15 protein-coding genes are annotated in these 16905 nt (G+C 54.6%); 9 read left to right on the top strand and 6 right to left on the bottom strand.

Going from position 1 to position 16905, the window contains the following annotated elements:
• Positions 1-90: 90 nt before the first annotated feature.
• From EL098_RS04765 to EL098_RS04730, 8 genes are all read left to right on the top strand, one after another.
• Positions 91-1281 (top strand): ROK family transcriptional regulator, encoded by a 1191-nt coding sequence (locus tag EL098_RS04765; RefSeq protein WP_126355198.1) that lies wholly within the window; start codon positions 91-93, stop codon positions 1279-1281.
• 104 nt (positions 1282-1385) lie between these two features.
• On the top strand, positions 1386-1808 hold the full coding sequence (locus tag EL098_RS04760) for a DoxX family protein (RefSeq protein ID WP_126355196.1): 423 nt from the start codon (positions 1386-1388) through the stop codon (positions 1806-1808).
• A gap of 378 nt (positions 1809-2186) precedes the next feature.
• Positions 2187-3170, top strand: coding sequence for an autoinducer 2 ABC transporter substrate-binding protein (locus EL098_RS04755; protein ID WP_126355194.1), 984 nt, complete (start codon positions 2187-2189; stop codon positions 3168-3170).
• A 107-nt stretch (positions 3171-3277) separates the two neighbouring features.
• A complete protein-coding gene (locus EL098_RS04750; RefSeq protein WP_126355192.1) occupies positions 3278-4777 on the top strand; it encodes a sugar ABC transporter ATP-binding protein in 1500 nt (499 codons plus the stop codon).
• Positions 4770-5759: an ABC transporter permease gene (locus EL098_RS04745; RefSeq protein ID WP_126355190.1), complete on the top strand. Its 990-nt coding sequence runs from the start codon at positions 4770-4772 to the stop codon at positions 5757-5759. The genes EL098_RS04750 and EL098_RS04745 overlap by 8 nt, the downstream gene beginning before the upstream one ends.
• Position 5760: 1 nt before the next feature.
• Positions 5761-6714: an ABC transporter permease gene (locus tag EL098_RS04740; RefSeq protein WP_038479914.1), complete on the top strand. Its 954-nt coding sequence runs from the start codon at positions 5761-5763 to the stop codon at positions 6712-6714.
• 16 nt (positions 6715-6730) lie between these two features.
• Complete coding sequence (locus EL098_RS04735; protein WP_126355188.1) at positions 6731-8368, top strand: FGGY-family carbohydrate kinase; 1638 nt, start codon at positions 6731-6733, stop codon at positions 8366-8368.
• Positions 8365-8964, top strand: coding sequence for a KpsF/GutQ family sugar-phosphate isomerase (locus EL098_RS04730; RefSeq protein ID WP_126355186.1), 600 nt, complete (start codon positions 8365-8367; stop codon positions 8962-8964). The genes EL098_RS04735 and EL098_RS04730 overlap by 4 nt, the downstream gene beginning before the upstream one ends.
• Before the next feature lie 43 nt (positions 8965-9007).
• Here the strand turns inward: EL098_RS04730 and glyA are convergent, their stop codons facing one another.
• Complete coding sequence (gene glyA / locus EL098_RS04725) at positions 9008-10261, bottom strand: serine hydroxymethyltransferase (RefSeq protein WP_038479905.1); 1254 nt, start codon at positions 10259-10261, stop codon at positions 9008-9010.
• Between the two features lie 328 nt (positions 10262-10589).
• Here glyA and hmpA point away from each other — a divergent pair, with 328 nt between their 5' ends.
• Positions 10590-11780, top strand: coding sequence for an NO-inducible flavohemoprotein (gene hmpA / locus EL098_RS04720; protein ID WP_126355184.1), 1191 nt, complete (start codon positions 10590-10592; stop codon positions 11778-11780).
• 92 nt (positions 11781-11872) lie between these two features.
• Here the strand turns inward: hmpA and glnB are convergent, their stop codons facing one another.
• The 5 genes from glnB to EL098_RS04695 form a co-directional block, all read right to left on the bottom strand.
• Positions 11873-12211 carry a nitrogen regulatory protein P-II gene (gene glnB / locus EL098_RS04715; protein WP_002438074.1) on the bottom strand — a complete coding sequence of 113 codons (339 nt, stop codon included), beginning with the start codon at positions 12209-12211 and terminating at the stop codon, positions 11873-11875.
• A 66-nt stretch (positions 12212-12277) separates the two neighbouring features.
• Complete coding sequence (glrR, locus tag EL098_RS04710) at positions 12278-13615, bottom strand: two-component system response regulator GlrR (RefSeq protein WP_126355182.1); 1338 nt, start codon at positions 13613-13615, stop codon at positions 12278-12280.
• Positions 13612-14373 (bottom strand): two-component system QseEF-associated lipoprotein QseG, encoded by a 762-nt coding sequence (gene qseG, locus EL098_RS04705; protein WP_126355180.1) that lies wholly within the window; start codon positions 14371-14373, stop codon positions 13612-13614. The genes glrR and qseG overlap by 4 nt, the downstream gene beginning before the upstream one ends.
• Complete coding sequence (locus EL098_RS04700) at positions 14366-15802, bottom strand: sensor histidine kinase (RefSeq protein WP_126355178.1); 1437 nt, start codon at positions 15800-15802, stop codon at positions 14366-14368. Before EL098_RS04700 ends, qseG begins: the two co-directional genes overlap by 8 nt.
• A 512-nt stretch (positions 15803-16314) precedes the next feature.
• Positions 16315-16821, bottom strand: coding sequence for a DapH/DapD/GlmU-related protein (locus tag EL098_RS04695; protein ID WP_126355176.1), 507 nt, complete (start codon positions 16819-16821; stop codon positions 16315-16317).
• Between the last annotated feature and the right edge of the window lie 84 nt (positions 16822-16905).

Below are 16905 nucleotides of genomic sequence, written 5' to 3'. Positions count from 1 at the left end.
CTAAAGATGAAGATTTCAGACAGTTTAATGGACACTGAGGCGGTATTTTTGCACAATCATCACGCCAGTAAGTTAACGAGGTTTAGTGAAATGAAGACCTGCATCAGCAACCAGCACATCCGTCACTACAATAAATGCGTCATCCTTGAACACCTCTATCGGGAAAAACGCGCCACCAAATCAACGCTTGCCAGGCTCACGCAAATCTCTATTCCTGCGGTAAGCAATATTCTTGGTGAGCTGGAAACCGAAAAACGGGTGTTGAACATACCGGAAGGTAATTCTCTGCGTGGGCGCAGCGGGGGGATGTGGCTCGTCGCGCCTGAGGGTGACTGGACGCTGTGCATGAACATCACGCCCACCAGCATCGAGTGCCAGTTGGCCAACGCCTGCCTTAGCCCAAAGGGGGAGTTTGAGTGCTATAGCATTGAGGCACCAACGCCCAGGGCGCTGATTGCAGAAATTGAAAAATGCTGGCATCGCTACCGCAGAGCCTGGCCTGGCTGCACAATCAACCTCGCAATAGCGATACATGGGCAGGTCGACCCGGTGACCGGCGTGTCGCAGACCATGCCGCAGGCTCCCTGGAAAGAGCCGATCGAACTTAAGTACCTGCTGGAAGAGAAGCTAAATATCCGGGTCATGGTGGATAACGACTGTGTGATGCTGGCGCTGGCCGAGAAGTGGCAAAATTCAGGAAACAGGCAGGATTTCTGCGTCATTAACGTCGATTACGGCATCGGCTCGTCGTTTGTGATTAACGGGCAAATTTATCGCGGCAATCTCTACGGCAGCGGGCAGATTGGCCACACGATTATCGATCGTGACGGCATTGCCTGCGACTGTGGGCGCTACGGTTGTCTGGAGACGGTTGCTTCATTAAGCGCGCTGAAAAAACAGGCTCGCATCTGGCTCAAAACGCATCCCGAAGCGCAGCATAACGATCCAGAAAAGCTAACCTCCCGGCAGCTTGTGCAGGCGCTGCATGCGGGTGATGAAAGAGTGGCTCGCTGGGTGGAGGATTCTGCCAATGCGATTGGGCTAAGCCTGTACAACTTCCTCAATATTCTCAACATCAACCAAATCTGGTTCTACGGTCGCAGCTGCGAGTTTGGCGAAAACTGGCTGAACGCGATAAAACAGCGCATCGGTTTTTCTCCCTTCGACCACGGCGACGCGTTGAAAAACAACGCCACGCAAATAAACTTCGGCCAGCTAACACGTGCCCAACAGGTGATGGGGATTGGTTATTTATATGCCGAGACGGCGCTGTTGGAATAAAAAACATTCTTTAACACAAACAACATGGTAGAGGCGTAGCGGCAATGGCAGGCTCGGGTTTTGTGTATTAACTTTAACTTGAATCCACTACAGGTGAGCCCGCTATGAACACACTACGCTATTTCGATTTTGGTCAATCTCGTGCCCTGATCCTGCTTATTGCCCGTATTGCGTTGATTCTGCTGTTCATTATTTTCGGCTTGCCGAAGATCAGCGGCTTCAGCGGCACCGTGGCCTATATGGAGCATCTTGGTACCCCACTGCCAACACTTGCGGCGGTGATTGCGGTCTTTATGGAAGTTGTCGCCGCTATCCTGGTCATCATCGGGTTCTTTACCCGTCCGCTGGCCATTTTGTTTGTGTTTTACACCCTCGGCACGGCGTTTATTGGCCACCACTACTGGAGCATGACCGGCGATGCCGTAATGCCGAACATGATTAACTTCTATAAAAACATCAGTATAGCGGGAGGATTCCTCCTGCTTGCGGTTGCCGGCCCCGGCGCTATTTCCGTCGATAAGCGCTAAACTTCCCGAACCTCAGGGCCGCGAAAGCGGCCTTTTTATTGCTTCTGACCGCCATGTTGCCTGATGCGCTTCAGCTCACAATTTCGTAACATTTTTTTCCAGTCGCCAGGCTTCCTCCTCTTTCCATACGGTTTTTTACCTGCAATTGTTTTAAATTTGTTAATTTAAAGTTAACAAATAAGACGAAAATTAACACAATCGCTTGGCTAAGTTTAAAAAAACATCATATATTTAACCTTTATTTAACCAAAAAAGATCTAAAAATAAACAAAAATGGGCAGTCATCACATTTAGAAAAACTGCAATTCATTCCCTCTTCCCTTCATTGCTAGTCTCCTCTCCGTGACATGCCTCAGTCCCTCATAAAAAGGTACACCTATGAAATTCAAACTCGCATTACTCAGTGCAACCCTGATTTCTGCATGCATGTTGTCCGGTACGGCCGCTGCGGCGGATAAGTATGAAATCGCGGTGGTGGCGAAAGTCACCGGGATCCCATGGTTTAACCGCATGGAAACCGGCGTCAATGAAGCCGCAAAAAAACTCAACGTCAACGCTTACCAGACCGGAGCTTCAACGCCCGATCCGGCTCAGCAAGTGAAGGTGATTGAGGATCTGATCGCCAAGAAAGTGAACGCTATTATCGTGGTGCCTAACGACGCCAAGGTGCTTGAGCCGGTGCTTAAAAAAGCCCGGGATCAGGGCATCGTGGTCCTGACGCATGAATCACCTGACCAACAGATCGGCCAGTGGGATATCGAAACCATCGACAGCGAAAAATATGCTCAGGCTAATATGGATGAGCTGGCGAAGGACATGGGCGGCAAAGGCGGCTACGCCATTTACGTCGGATCGCTGACCGTGCCTCTGCACAACGCCTGGGCGGATTCCGCCATTAAGTACCAGAAAGAAAAATACCCGGATATGTTTGAAGTCACCTCCCGCCTGCCGGTGGCTGAGAGCATCGATAAGTCCTACTCCACGACGCTCGATCTGATGAAAACCTATCCGCAGATGAAAGGCGTGATCGGCTTTGGCTCGCTCGGTCCAATCGGCGCGGGTCAGGCGGTACAGAAGAAGCGTGCGAAGGACAAACTGGCGGTTGTCGGCATTGCCATGCCGGGCCAGGCCGCGCCTTACCTGATGCGCGGCGACATCAAAAAAGCGCTGCTCTGGGATCCTAAAGATGCCGGTTATGCGCTGGTGACCGTTGCCGACCAGCTGCTGCAGGGCAAAGCCGTCACCAAAGACCTGACCATAGACGGTCTGGGCAAGGCCGATGTCGACATGGATAAGAAAGTGATCCGCTTTAACAAGATCCTCGAAGTCACCAAAGATAACGCTCAGTCACTCGGTTTCTAAGGCACCCAGCCAACACCAGGGAAACCGGAACGCCGGCCAATTGGCCGGCCTTCACCAACAAGATTATTTTGTGGCGCCCACGTCGGGCGCCGGCAGGGGCATTACCCATGACCGACACATCCGCATTTATCACTCTTGAGAATATCAGCAAGCAATTCCCGGGCGTGCGGGCGCTGGATAACGTCAATCTGACGCTCAAAAAAGGCGAAGTCCATTGCCTGGCCGGACAAAACGGCTGTGGTAAAAGCACGATTATTAAAGTGATTTCCGGCGTCTATCACCCGGAAAAAGGCGCGCAGATCGCCCTCGACGGCAAACTGTTTCATAGCCTGACGCCCACGCTTTCCGCTCACTACGGCATCCAGGTGATCTACCAGGATCTGTCGCTGTTCCCCAATTTCAGCGTGGCAGAGAATATCGCCGTTCACCGCTACCAGCCGGGCGGCAGCCTGTGGGTTAACCGCAGCGCAATGAAAGCCCAGGCGCTGGCCGCCATGAACCGCATTGGCGTGACGCTCGATCCCGACAAAAAAGTGGAAAAGCTCTCGATAGCTGACCGCCAGCTGGTGGCCATCTGCCGCGCCATCGCCGCCGACGCCCGGCTGGTTATCATGGACGAACCTACCGCTTCCCTGACTCGCCAGGAGGTTAACGGCCTGCTGCGGGTGGTGAATGAACTCAAAGCGGACGGTATCTGCGTGGTGTTTGTCAGCCACCGCCTCGACGAGGTGATGGAGGTCGCCGACCGCATCAGCGTAATGCGCGACGGGAAGCTCGTCGGCACCTGGCAGGCCAGCGAGCTGGACAGCGGCGAGCTTGCCTTCCTGATGACCGGGCAACGCTTCCACTACAGCCCACTGCCGGAAAAACCGCCGCTAGAGAAACAGCCAATGCTGGAACTGCGTGGCCTCAGCCGCAAAGGAAAATACCACAACATCAACCTGTCACTGCGCGGCGGCGAAATTGTCTCCATCGTTGGCCTGCTGGGTTCAGGCCGCACCGAATTATGTATGAGCCTGTTCGGCATGACGCAGCCGCAAAGCGGTGAAATGCTGATCGACGGCGTGCCGGTGACGTTTCGCAATAACCACGATGCGATCAAACACGGCATCGGCTATGTCTCTGAGGATCGCCTGACTCAGGGGCTGATCATGGAGCAGTCGATCTACGACAACACGATTGTCACGGTCTTCGACAGGCTCCATACCCGCAGCGGGCTGCTCGATCATGAAAAAGCCCGTAACCTGGTGGCCGATCTCATTCGTGAGCTGAACATCAAAGTCTCCGATGCCGGGCTGCCGGTAAAAACCCTTTCCGGTGGCAATGCCCAGAGGATCGCCATCGCCAAATGGGTTGCCACAAACCCACAAATATTGATTCTCGACTCGCCAACGGTGGGCGTAGATATCGCGAACAAAGAGGGTATTTACCAGATCGCACGTTCCCTGGCGGAACAAGGGCTGGCCGTACTGATGATTTGCGATGAAATCCCGGAAGCCTATTACAACAGCCATCGTGTGCTGGTAATGCGCCGGGGTGAGCTGGTCGCAGAGTTTAATCCGCATCGCTGTAGCGAACAGGATATTGCTGAGGTGGTCAATGAATAACTCTCGTTTCTCCCGCCTGCTCGGGCAACATGAATTCTGGCTTGGGCTGCTGGTGATTGCGCTGGCCGTTGGCCTGAGCATCAGTACCGATGAGTTTTTGTCGATCGGTAATCTGACCGACGTCGCCACCAGCTACGCCATTCTGGGCATTCTGGCCTGCGGGCTCTTTGTGGTGCTGATTTCCGGGGGGATTGATATCTCGTTCCCGGCGATGACCGCCATTGCCCAGTACGTGATGGCAAGTTGGGTCATCGCCCACGGCGGTAATTTTGCGCTGGCGCTGGTGATTTCTATTGCCGTGGGGCTGCTGCTCGGGCTTATCAACGGTTTCCTGGTCTACTGGCTGCGGGTCCCGGCGATCATCATTACCATTGCCACCCTCAACGTTTACTACGGCCTGCTGGTTTACCTCACCAAAGGCACGTGGCTGTACGGCTTCCCGGACTGGTTTATGAACGGCATCAACTGGTTCTCTTTCACCGCCAAAGACGGCTATCAGTACGGGCTAACCCTGCCGCTGCTGTGCCTGGCGGCGGTGATTATCTTTACCGCCGTGCTGATGAATTACACCCGACCGGGCCGCCAGATTTATGCCATGGGCGGCAACCGCGAGGCGGCATCGCGCCTGGGGATGAACCTGCTTAAGCTGCATTTCTACGTCTACGGCTACATGGGCATTCTGGCCGGTATTGCCGCCGTGGTGCAGGCGCAGATCACCCAGTCCGTCGCGCCTAACTCCCTGCTGGGCTTTGAGCTTACGGTACTGGCAGCGGTAGTACTCGGCGGGACAAGCATGAGCGGCGGACGTGGGACGCTTACCGGCACGCTGCTCGGGGTTATCCTGCTGGCGTTCTTACAAAATGGCCTGACGCTGCTGAGCGTGTCCTCTTACTGGCACGCCGTGTTCAGCGGCGTGATTATCCTGGTCAGCATCAGCGCCACGGCCTGGAATGAAAAACGCAAACTCGCAAGGGAGCTTTGAGATGAAAACCTTCGCCAGATTTTTACCCGGTGACGCCATCATTCGGCTGCAGTGCGTGATTATTGTTGTGGTCGCCGTGGCGTTTTCGCTGCTGCTGGGCGGGCGCTTCTTTAGCCTCGCCAACTTCCAGTCCATCGGCTCTCAGCTGCCTGTTCTCGGCATGCTGGCGCTGGGCATGGGGATGACGATGCTGACCGGCGGGATCAACCTATCGATTATTGCCGGAGCCAACGCCTGTTCGCTGGTGATGGCGGCCATTATTGTAAGCCACCCGGATAACCCGCTGTTCTTCGCGCTGGCGCTTTTGGCTGGTATTGCCGTCGCGGTAGCTATTGGCACGCTAAACGGGGCGCTGGTCGCCTGGGTCGGCGTTTCACCGATCCTTGCCACGCTCGGCACCATGACGCTGATTTCCGGCCTCAATATCCTGCTGTCTAACGGCACGGTAATTTCTGGCTTTCCGGCGGCAATTCAGTACCTGGGCAACGCCACGCTGCTCGGCATTCCGGTCGCGCTGCTGCTGTTCCTGCTGGTTGCAGTTTTACTCTGGGTGCTGCTGGAGCACACCACGCTGGGGCGAAGCCTCTATCTGGTCGGCTCCAATGAACAGGCCACTCGCTACAGCGGCGTTAACACCGTGCGGGTGCAGATATCGGTGTACGTCATTTCCGCGCTGCTCGGCTGGGTGGCTGCCATTTTGATGATGGCCAAGTTCAACTCCGCCAAAGCCGGATACGGCGAGTCTTATCTGCTGGTAACCATCCTTGCCTCGGTGCTGGGCGGCATTAACCCGGACGGCGGTTTTGGCCGCGTCATAGGGCTGGTGCTGGCGCTCATCGTGCTGCAAATGCTGGAAAGCGGCTTTAATTTGCTGGGGATCAGCAGCTATCTGACCATGGCGCTCTGGGGCGCGGTGCTGATCCTCTTTATCGCATTACAGAATCGTAAAGCCTGAGTTCAGGAGAATCATTATGGCGAGTTACTTCATTGGGGTGGATGTAGGGACGGGAAGCGCCCGCGCGGGCGTCTTTGACCTGAATGGCCGGATGGTAGGCCAGGCCAGCCGGGCGATTGAGATATACCGCCCGCAGGCGGACTTCGTCGAGCAGTCATCAGATAATATCTGGCAGGCGGTCTGCAACGCGGTGCGGGACGCGGTTAACCAGGCCGATATTAATCCGATTCAGGTAAAAGGCCTCGGATTCGACGCCACCTGTTCCCTGGTGGTGCTGGATAAAGAAGGCAAGCCGCTGACCATCAGCCCTTCCGGGCGCAGCGAACAGAACATCATTGTGTGGATGGATCACCGCGCCATTACCCAGGCAGACCGCATCAACGCCCTGCACCACCGCGTGCTGGACTACGTGGGCGGAATTATTTCCCCGGAAATGCAGACGCCAAAATTATTGTGGCTCAAGCAGCACATGCCGAATACCTGGTCAAACGCGGGCTACTATTTTGACCTGCCGGACTTCCTGACCTGGCGTGCCACCGGAGATGATACCCGCTCGCTCTGCTCCACCGTCTGTAAATGGACCTATATGGGCCACGAAGACAAATGGGACAGCAGCTACTTCCGCCAGATCGGGCTGGAAGATCTGCTGGAGCACGATGCAGAAAAAATTGGCCGCTACGTGAAAACCATGGGCGAGCCGCTGGGCCACGGGCTGACCCAGCGTGCCGCAAGCGAAATGGGACTGATTGCCGGTACCGCCGTTAGCGTTTCGATTATCGATGCTCATGCGGGCACGCTAGGAACATTGGGCGCCTGCGGCGTTTCCGGCGAAGTTGCCGATTTCGATCGCCGAGTAGCGCTTATCGGCGGCACCTCTACCGGCCATATGGCGATTTCAAAAGAAGCGCGCTTTATTAACGGCGTTTGGGGACCCTACTATTCGGCAGTATTGCCAGGTTACTGGCTTAACGAAGGCGGCCAGTCGGCAACAGGGGCGCTTATCGACCATATTATTCAGTCGCATCCATGCTATGAAACGCTGCTTGCCCAGGCCAAAGCTCAGGGGCAGACAATCTATGAGCAGCTGAACGCCCTGCTGCGCAAGATGGCCGGGGAGCCGGAAAACATCGCCTTCCTGACGAAAGAGATGCACATTCTGCCCTACTTCCACGGTAACCGCTCACCGCGCGCTAACCCGACGTTGACCGGCGTTATCAGCGGGCTGAAGCTTTCCCGCACGCCGGAAGATATGGCCCTGCAGTACCTGGCGACGATTCAGGCCATTGCGCTCGGCACCCGCCATATTATCGAAACCATGAACCACAGCGGCTACACCATCGACACCATTATGGCGAGCGGCGGCGGCACCAAAAACCCCATTTTCGTCCAGGAGCACGCCAACGCCACCGGCTGCGCGATGCTGCTGCCTGAAGAGAGCGAGGCGATGCTGCTGGGCAGCGCGATGATGGGCACCGTGGCCGCAGGCGTATTCGACTCCTTCCCGGAGGCCATGTCGGTCATGAGCCGCATTGGTAAAACGGTCACGCCGCAGACCAACCGCATCAAGCAGTATTACGACCGCAAATATAAAGTGTTCCACGAGATGTACCTCGACCACATGAAATACCGCCAACTGATGCAGGAGGAAGCATGAGCGAGTCCTGGCAGCAGGCCGTAGACGCATGGGCTACCTGCAGCCGCGAACTTGCGGCCCTGGAGCACCATCTGGACGAAGCTCAGTGGCTCGCCTTACTGGCCGAACTGAGAAACTGCAAAGGCAAGATTGTGGTCACCGGCGTAGGCACCTCCGGCATCGCAGCAAGAAAAATTGCCCATATGCTCGCCTGCGTTGAGCGTCCGGCAATTTATCTCAGCGCAACGGATGCAGCCCATGGCGATCTGGGCTTTTTACGTGAAGACGACCTGATGATTATGCTTTCGCGCGGCGGAAACTCTGACGAGCTAACGAGATTGCTGCCGGGATTAGCGACCCGAAAAGTACCGCTCATCAGCGTGACGGAAAACCCGAACTCGGCCATCGCCAAAGCGGCCAGGCTGGTGATTTCTACCGGCGTGAAGCAAGAAATGGATCCGCTGAATATGCTGGCGACCACCTCGATAATCCTTGCGCTGGCGATTTTTGACGCCGCCTGCGCCTGCCTGATGAGCGAGAGCGGCTACTCGAAAGAGACGCTGCTGGCGGTACATCCCGGCGGGGATGTCGGGTTGACGCTCAGTCAGCAGAAATAAAAAAGGCTCCCGCCTGGGAGCCTTCGACATTTCAGCTTAACGATTATGCGTAAACCGGGAAGCGTGCACAGATATCCAGCACTTTACCTTTAACGCGCTCGATTACCGCTTCGTCATTGATGTTGTCCAGAACGTCGCACATCCACCCAGCCAGCTCTTTCACTTCCGCTTCTTTAAAGCCGCGGCGAGTCACGGCCGGAGAACCGATACGGATACCGGAAGTCACGAACGGGCTCTTCGGATCGTTTGGCACGCTGTTTTTGTTCACGGTGATGTTGGCGCGGCCCAGGGCTGCGTCAGCTTCTTTACCGGTCAGGTTTTTATCAACCAGGTCCAGCAGGAACAGGTGGTTTTCAGTCCCGCCAGAGACCACTTTGTAGCCACGGTTCAGGAACACTTCCACCATCGCTTTAGCGTTCTTAGCAACCTGCTGCTGGTAAACTTTGAACTCAGGCTCCATGGCTTCTTTCAGCGCCACGGCTTTCGCTGCGATAACATGCATCAGCGGGCCGCCCTGTGCGCTTGGGAACACGGCAGAGTTCAGTTTCTTATACAGATCTTCGTCACCGCCCTTCGCCAGGATCAGGCCACCACGTGGGCCCGCCAGGGTTTTGTGGGTGGTGGTGGTCACAACGTGAGCGTGTGGAACCGGGTTCGGGTAAACATCTGCGGCAATCAGACCCGCAACGTGCGCCATGTCGACGAACAGGTACGCGCCAATGCTGTCTGCGATTTCACGCATTTTTGCCCAGTCAACCACGCCGGAGTAGGCAGAGAAGCCGCCGATGATCATCTTCGGCTTGTGCTCTTTAGCCTGCTTCGCCATGTCTTCGTAGTCAATTTTACCGGACTCATCAATACCGTAAGGAATGATGTTGTAGAGTTTGCCGGAGAAGTTAACCGGGGAGCCGTGAGTCAGGTGGCCGCCCTGCGCCAGGTTCATACCCAGAACGGTATCGCCCGGCTGCAGCAGCGCAGTGTAAACCGCGAAGTTAGCCTGAGAGCCGGAGTGCGGCTGCACGTTTGCATAGTCTGCGCCAAACAGCTCTTTTGCACGGTCGATAGCCAGCTGCTCAACGATGTCCACGTATTCGCAACCGCCGTAGTAGCGCTTGCCCGGGTAACCTTCAGCATATTTATTGGTCAGCTGAGAACCCTGAGCCTGCATCACGCGCGGGCTGGTGTAGTTTTCGGAGGCGATCAGTTCGATGTGCTCTTCCTGACGTACTTTTTCCTGCTCCATAGCCTGCCACAGTTCGGCATCATAATCGGCAATGTTCATTTCACGCTTTAACATCCGCATCTCCTGACTCAGCTAACGGTAAAAATTTTACTGCAATGTGGGAGCCCTTTTGGGCGACGGGCAACAGTGTAAACCGAAACCCTTCCCGGTGATAGGGCTTGACAGAGGTTTTTACGCAAACGATTACTCACGCATGAAATAAGGCTTTCAGCTGATAAATGAAACGCTTTTTAGCCGGATATTTCTTCATCAACGAGATGCGTATTTTTCATGTTCTGTGACATCAGTCGTTAACAACGATAACCCATTTACAACATAAGGCTATTTCTATAAGATGCATTTACAATACAACTTATACATTCCGCTATTTATGGAGACCGCCATGCTAGACGCACAAACCATCGCCGTTGTTAAATCGACTATTCCTCTGCTGGCCGCAACCGGCCCCAAACTCACCGCACATTTCTACGATCGTATGTTCAGCCACAACCCTGAACTGAAAGAGATCTTTAACATGAGCAACCAGCGCAACGGGGATCAGCGTGAAGCGCTGTTCAACGCTATTTGCGCCTATGCAACGAACATCGAAAATCTGGCAGCGCTGCTGCCTGCGGTAGAGAAAATTGCCCAAAAGCACTCCACCTTCCAGATAAAACCAGAGCAGTACAACATTGTAGGTAGCCACCTGCTGGCGACCTTAGACGAAATGTTAAGCCCGGGTCAGGAGGTGCTGGATGCCTGGGGAAAAGCCTACGGCGTGCTGGCGCAGGTCTTTATCAACCGCGAGTCAGAAATTTACCATGAGAATGCCGCCAAACAAGGCGGATGGGAAGGCACACGACCGTTTACCATCGTTGAGAAAAAACCGCAAAGCTCGCTGATCGCCAGCTTTGAGCTGACGCCTCTCGACGGAGGCCCGGTCGCTGACTATCAGCCGGGACAGTACCTCGGTATCTGGTTGAAACCAGAGGGTTTCCCACATCAGGAAATTCGCCAGTACTCTTTGACACGCCAGCCGAACGGCAAAAGCTACCGCATCGCCGTGAAGCGTGAAGATAAAGGCATGGTGTCAAACTGGCTGCACAATCAGGCCCGGACAGGGGATCAGGTGCATCTCGCCGCTCCGGCCGGCGATTTCTTCATGGAAGTTAAACCAGAAACGCCGGTGACGCTGATTTCTGCAGGCGTTGGCCAAACGCCAATGCTGGCGATGCTGGACACGCTGGCGAATAGCGGCCATCAGCCACAGGTCAACTGGCTACACGCCGCGGAAAACGGTGACGTTCACGCATTCAGTGAGGAAGTGCAGGAGCTTGGCGCCCGCCTGCCGATGTTTGAAAGCCATATCTGGTATCGCGAGCCCTCCGACCAGGATCGTGAACAGGCACGCTTTAACCGCACCGGGCTGATGAATCTGATGGAGATTGAAGGGAAGTTAAGCGACCCGGCGATGCAGTTCTATCTCTGCGGCCCAATCAACTTTATGCGTTTTGCGGCGGAACAGCTGGTGAAGATTGGCGTAAATAAAGACAGTATTCACTATGAGTGTTTTGGTCCGCACAAGGTGATGTAGTTCAGTACTGATGCCCCTCACCCCATCCCTCTCCCCAAAGGGGCGAGGGAGCAAATGACCGGATCTGGCCGGGGGTGAGGGTAAAATCTCGCTTAAATCGCGGCGTCGTCTTCTTCGCCGGTACGGATACGCACCACGCGCGCCACATCGAACACGAAGATCTTGCCGTCGCCAATCTTCCCGGTCTGAGCCGTACGAATGATGGTGTCCACGCAGGTATCAACGATATCGTCGGTAACCACGATTTCAATTTTTACTTTTGGCAGAAAATCCACCATATACTCGGCACCGCGGTACAGTTCGGTGTGCCCCTTCTGACGACCAAAGCCTTTGACTTCGGTGACCGTCATGCCGGTGATACCGACTTCAGCCAGCGCTTCGCGCACATCATCCAGTTTGAAAGGTTTAATAATCGCATCAATTTTTTTCATGGTATTACCGGTATCCCCGCGCGGCGTCTTATAGTGTTCGTAATCGGTTGCCCACACTACCACAGCCTACTCTTTAAAGTCATTGGCCTCGAGTTCATGCCTGGCCAGTAATTTATAGAATTCGGTTCGGTTACGCCCCGCCATGCGTGCAGCATGGGTGACATTTCCTTTGGTAATTTGCAGCAGCTTACGTAAATAGTTTAGTTCGAACTGGTTGCGGGCTTCGACAAATGTTGGCAAGGCTGTGTTTTCACCTTCCAGCGCCTGCTCCACCAGCGCCTCCCCAATCACCGGAGCCGAAGTCAGCGCAACGCACTGCTCAATAACGTTCACCAGCTGACGCACATTACCCGGCCAGCTTGCCGTCATCAGGCGCTTCATGGCATCGGTAGAAAAACTGCGAACAAACGGCTTATGTCTGTCGGCGGACTGACGTAATAAATGATTAGCCAGCAGCGGGATATCCTCAGCGCGTTCATGCAACGCCGGGATTTTCAGGTTCACAACGTTCAGGCGATAGAAGAGATCCTCGCGAAACTCTCCCCGCTCCATCGCTTTAGGCAAGTCGCGGTGCGTGGCGGAGATAATACGCACATCAATGTCCAGGTCACGGTTACTGCCCAGCGGGCGAACTTTACGTTCCTGCAGAACGCGCAATAGCTTAACCTGAAGAGGGATCGGCATGTCGCCGATTTCATCCAGAAACAGCGTGCCGCCTTCCGCCGCCTGGAAGAGCCCTTCGCGGCTGCTGACCGCGCCGGTAAACGCCCCGCGAGAATGACCAAACAGTTCTGACTCCAGCAGTTGCTCCGGTAACGCCCCGCAGTTAATGGCGATAAAAGCTTTTTTACTGCGCGGGCTGGCGTTGTGTATCGCCTGGGCCAGAATCTCTTTCCCGGTTCCGCTTTGACCGTTAATCAACACGCTGACATCGGACTGCGCTACCATGCGAGCCTGCTCGAGCAAGCGCTGCATAATTGGACTGCGTGTCACGATGGTATCCCGCCACATGTCATCCCCGGCAATAACCGTGTGCTCAAGCGCATTATCGATGGCCTGATAGAGTGCGTCCCTGTCCACCGGCTTGGTCAGGAAGCTGAACACCCCCTGTTGCGTAGCCGCAACGGCATCCGGAATAGAACCATGGGCGGTCAGAATGATCACCGGCATACCCGGCTGACCTTTTTGGATCTCCGCGAACAGCGCCATGCCGTCCATTTCATCCATTCTGAGATCGCTTATCACCAGATCGATTTTTTCTCGCGCCAGCACCTTCAGGCCTTCAGCACCGCTTTCTGCCGTGGTGACCGTATAACCCTCGCTCGAAAGACGCATGCCCAGCAGCTTTAGCAGCCCAGGATCGTCATCCACTAACAATAAGCGCGCGGGTTTCCTCTGCGTCATGGTTTTGCCTCCTGCTGCGGTTTGCCAGAAGCTCCGCTATCGTCATCATCATTGTCGTTCGAGCTGTGCGCGTCGGGCGCCAGGCTACTTCCCGGTTTACGGCTGGACAGCTGGCGTTCAATATCGGTCAGATTTTCAAGTTTTCGTGTCGTGAGATCTAGCTGGCTGCGCAGGCGCTGCTGCTGCTCACGTAGCGTATCCAGTTCGCCGTCCGTTGACTGCTGAAGCTTGCTGTACCGGGTACGCTCGTCCGAGAGTTTCAGCAGAGATAGCTGACCATCGCGCCAGATTTCAAACAGGGAACGAACCTGCACCGGCACTTCATTTGTCATGGTGTCGAGCTGGGTCATATAGCGCCGGCGCTCGGTTGGCGTAATTTTGGCGGTAGACAGCAAAATGCCGCGCTTAAACGTATCCTGCCAGGTTTCTGCCGGCCATTGCCGGGCCTCCGCGCGGGCTTCTGCCGGCGGCAGACGCTGGGCGCAGTCCATACCGCGCAGCCAGTAAAGCGGGTTGCTGCCGACATCGTGCCCCGTCAGGGCCCATATTTCGGTGCAGTCCGTGGACAGATAATCAGGGATTTGTTGTTCCGGGACATGCGGTTTGTGAACTTCCCCCAGGCTGCTGGAGAGGGTTTGAGGCGCACAGCCGGCCAGCAGTGCGGTCCCCACCAGCGCGCCGGACAACCAGCAAATCAGGCGAGGCAAAGCCCCGCGGCGTGGCACACGCAATAAAAGTACTTTCATCGTTTTAATCATTCTCAGGGAAAACCGGTAATTCGATACGGAAGCAGACTTCCGCGCTATTAGCGTTGATCAGACTCAGCTTTCCATGCATACGTCGAATGCAGTCCCTGGCAATACTCAGCCCCAGGCCACTTCCCTTTACGGAACCCTTCCGCTGGTGACTGCCCTGGAAGAAAGGCTCAAAAATCATCTCTTGTTCCGTTGGCGGAATCGGTTCGCCGGTGTTCGCGACCTCAATGAACAGCAGCGCACCAACCTGCGAACTCCTTAGATAAATGGTACCGGATTCACTGCCATAGTGCACCGCATTGGAGTAGAGATTATCCAGCACGCTCATCAGCAGAGCAGGTTCTGCAAGACAGGATTTAGGGCTTAGCTGAATCTCGGTATGCATCATTTTAGCTCTTGCCGGCAAGCTGTGAGCGGAGATCACCATTTCAACAAGCGGTGCAAGCTCGACTTTTTCCAGCGTCACCGCGCCGTCGGCCAGCTTGCGGTTGTAATCCAGCAGTTGCTCGATCAGCCTTTGCAGATGCCGGCTGCTGTTATCGAGTATGGCCACAACCTCTTTCTGGTCGGCATTCAGCGGCCCGGCGACCTGATCGGCAAGCAGCTCCGTCCCCTCTCGCATGCTGGCAAGCGGGGTCTTCAATTCATGAGAGAGATGGCGAAGAAACTCGTGCCGCTGAGATTCAAGCCAGGCCAGGCGCTCGCTTAACCAGACGATGCGCTGGCCGACGGAACGTAGCTCTCTCGGCCCTTTAAATACTTCACTAGTGCCAAGGGTGCGCCCTTCCCCCAGCCGATTAATCATCCGTTCAATGCCTTTGACCGGGCCAATAATCATGCGGGTGAAGATGATAACCAGGCCAAGGCTTAGCAGAAACAGCACCAGCGCCTGCCAGCCAAAGAACTGGCCCCGCTCGGCGATTTCCTGCTGCAGCTGCTGCCCACGGGAGAAGACAACCGTTCTCGTTGCCTGCACCATTTCGGCATTGGCCGAAGCAAACTGCTCAAGCTGATTCGCCGCGGAGGCTTCCGGCCCGCTATTTTTACATTTGAGTTCGGCAAGTTCGCTCAATGACTGGCTAAGAGATTGATAAAGGCGGGGATCGGGCAATACAGAAGCATGCGCCTCAAGCATTTGAGCGTAGCGCTGACGCTGCCCCTGATACAGCTGAGCAAGACGTGAATCATCCAGCACACAGTACTGCCGATAGCTGCGCTCCATTTCCAGAGCAATGTTGGTCATCGCTTCGCTGCGGCGGGCGTCAATCAGCGTGGTGCGGTTGGTGAGCGCGGCCTGAGCGCTTAGCGCATTCAGGCTCTGCCAGGCCTGCCAGGCCAGCACCAGCAGCGGTACCAGCACCAGCAAGAAGGCCATCATGACAAGCTGGCGCAAAGATCGGGGGAAAAAATGCCACTGGTTCAATAGCTTCATCTCACATTACCTGTATGACACGATGCTAGCCGCGATTACGCGTGGTGGAAAGAAGCGTTTGCCAGAAACGACAAAGGCAGGGGATTTACCCCCTGCCTTTGCTTAAGAATTAGGCGGCGCCTTACTCAACGTTTCGCCCGGAGCATGATAAGCCCGAAGGCATTTATCAACAATTGGACGGCAGGCACCTTTTTGTGCGTCATTCGGCGGTTTATGTAGTCTGTCTGAAAAGACGCTGACATAAGAAATTGAATGAGCCACTGCCCATTAATAAGCAGGTATCGTGCCAGGTTTTAAAATAAATAAACAACTGATTGTTTTTGATTGAATTATTATAATTTTCAGGAGGATATATTCTGACCGTTTTTTATGCTTAGTGTCGCCATTTTACAACACTCTTTCCCATCACCGACCATACCCATAAAAATCAATCACTTAAATGTCTCCGTTTGGAGACGCTCTAAACGCAAAGGTGTCGGGGTTTGGTGACAAAAAATGCCCCTCGACGAACGTCATAAGTGCCGCTTGAATATCGCAGGTGCACCTGCGTACATAACGTTTTTCGGCACATCAGCATTAACGACGCTGTTAGCAGCAATAATGCTATTTTCTCCAATCGTCACCCCAGGAAGTATGACGACCCCGGCCCCTAACCAAACATTGTTGCCGAGAGTAATCGGGGCGGAGATCAGCTCAACATTTCTTTTCTCGGGATCACATGGATGGCCTACCGTTGAGAGCGTGACGTTAGGACCGATCAATGAGTTGTCGCCGATCTTTATCGCGGCATTATCGAGAAACACGCAACCTGCGTTTATGTATACGTTATGGCCAATCGATATCTGACCAAATTCATAAAAGAAAGGTACCGTAACGGTGCTTTCCCCCTGAAACGCTATGCCAGACTTGGCCAGGAGGCGGTTACGTTTTTTACGGGATAAATTTTTACTGTTAATGAGAGTACGTGCTAGGGGGACTTTAACGGATTTTGCTAAATTACACAGAAAATAGGTCAGCATGTTTCAAGTCTTCATCATTTTTGCTCAACCATACAAATCGGCAGCAATGGGTTCAACTTTTTTCATCCTTCCAGAAAGAATAAT

The organism is Cedecea lapagei, assembly GCF_900635955.1.
GTDB classification, from domain to species: domain Bacteria; phylum Pseudomonadota; class Gammaproteobacteria; order Enterobacterales; family Enterobacteriaceae; genus Cedecea; species Cedecea lapagei.
The sequence above is the reverse complement of the archived record's forward strand: the minus strand, read 5'-3'. Positions and strand labels throughout refer to the sequence as shown.

What these genes read in the sequence shown, in the direction of transcription:
- EL098_RS04765 (WP_126355198.1), top strand. Translation starts at nt 91, where the DNA reads ATGAAGACCTGCATCAGCAACCAGCACATCCGTCACTACAATAAATGC.
- EL098_RS04760 (WP_126355196.1), top strand. Translation starts at nt 1,386, where the DNA reads ATGAACACACTACGCTATTTCGATTTTGGTCAATCTCGTGCCCTGATC.
- EL098_RS04755 (WP_126355194.1), top strand. Translation starts at nt 2,187, where the DNA reads ATGAAATTCAAACTCGCATTACTCAGTGCAACCCTGATTTCTGCATGC.
- EL098_RS04750 (WP_126355192.1), top strand. Translation starts at nt 3,278, where the DNA reads ATGACCGACACATCCGCATTTATCACTCTTGAGAATATCAGCAAGCAA.
- EL098_RS04745 (WP_126355190.1), top strand. Translation starts at nt 4,770, where the DNA reads ATGAATAACTCTCGTTTCTCCCGCCTGCTCGGGCAACATGAATTCTGG.
- EL098_RS04740 (WP_038479914.1), top strand. Translation starts at nt 5,761, where the DNA reads ATGAAAACCTTCGCCAGATTTTTACCCGGTGACGCCATCATTCGGCTG.
- EL098_RS04735 (WP_126355188.1), top strand. Translation starts at nt 6,731, where the DNA reads ATGGCGAGTTACTTCATTGGGGTGGATGTAGGGACGGGAAGCGCCCGC.
- EL098_RS04730 (WP_126355186.1), top strand. Translation starts at nt 8,365, where the DNA reads ATGAGCGAGTCCTGGCAGCAGGCCGTAGACGCATGGGCTACCTGCAGC.
- glyA (WP_038479905.1), bottom strand. Translation starts at nt 10,261, where the DNA reads ATGTTAAAGCGTGAAATGAACATTGCCGATTATGATGCCGAACTGTGG.
- hmpA (WP_126355184.1), top strand. Translation starts at nt 10,590, where the DNA reads ATGCTAGACGCACAAACCATCGCCGTTGTTAAATCGACTATTCCTCTG.
- glnB (WP_002438074.1), bottom strand. Translation starts at nt 12,211, where the DNA reads ATGAAAAAAATTGATGCGATTATTAAACCTTTCAAACTGGATGATGTG.
- glrR (WP_126355182.1), bottom strand. Translation starts at nt 13,615, where the DNA reads ATGACGCAGAGGAAACCCGCGCGCTTATTGTTAGTGGATGACGATCCT.
- qseG (WP_126355180.1), bottom strand. Translation starts at nt 14,373, where the DNA reads ATGATTAAAACGATGAAAGTACTTTTATTGCGTGTGCCACGCCGCGGG.
- EL098_RS04700 (WP_126355178.1), bottom strand. Translation starts at nt 15,802, where the DNA reads ATGAAGCTATTGAACCAGTGGCATTTTTTCCCCCGATCTTTGCGCCAG.
- EL098_RS04695 (WP_126355176.1), bottom strand. Translation starts at nt 16,821, where the DNA reads ATGCTGACCTATTTTCTGTGTAATTTAGCAAAATCCGTTAAAGTCCCC.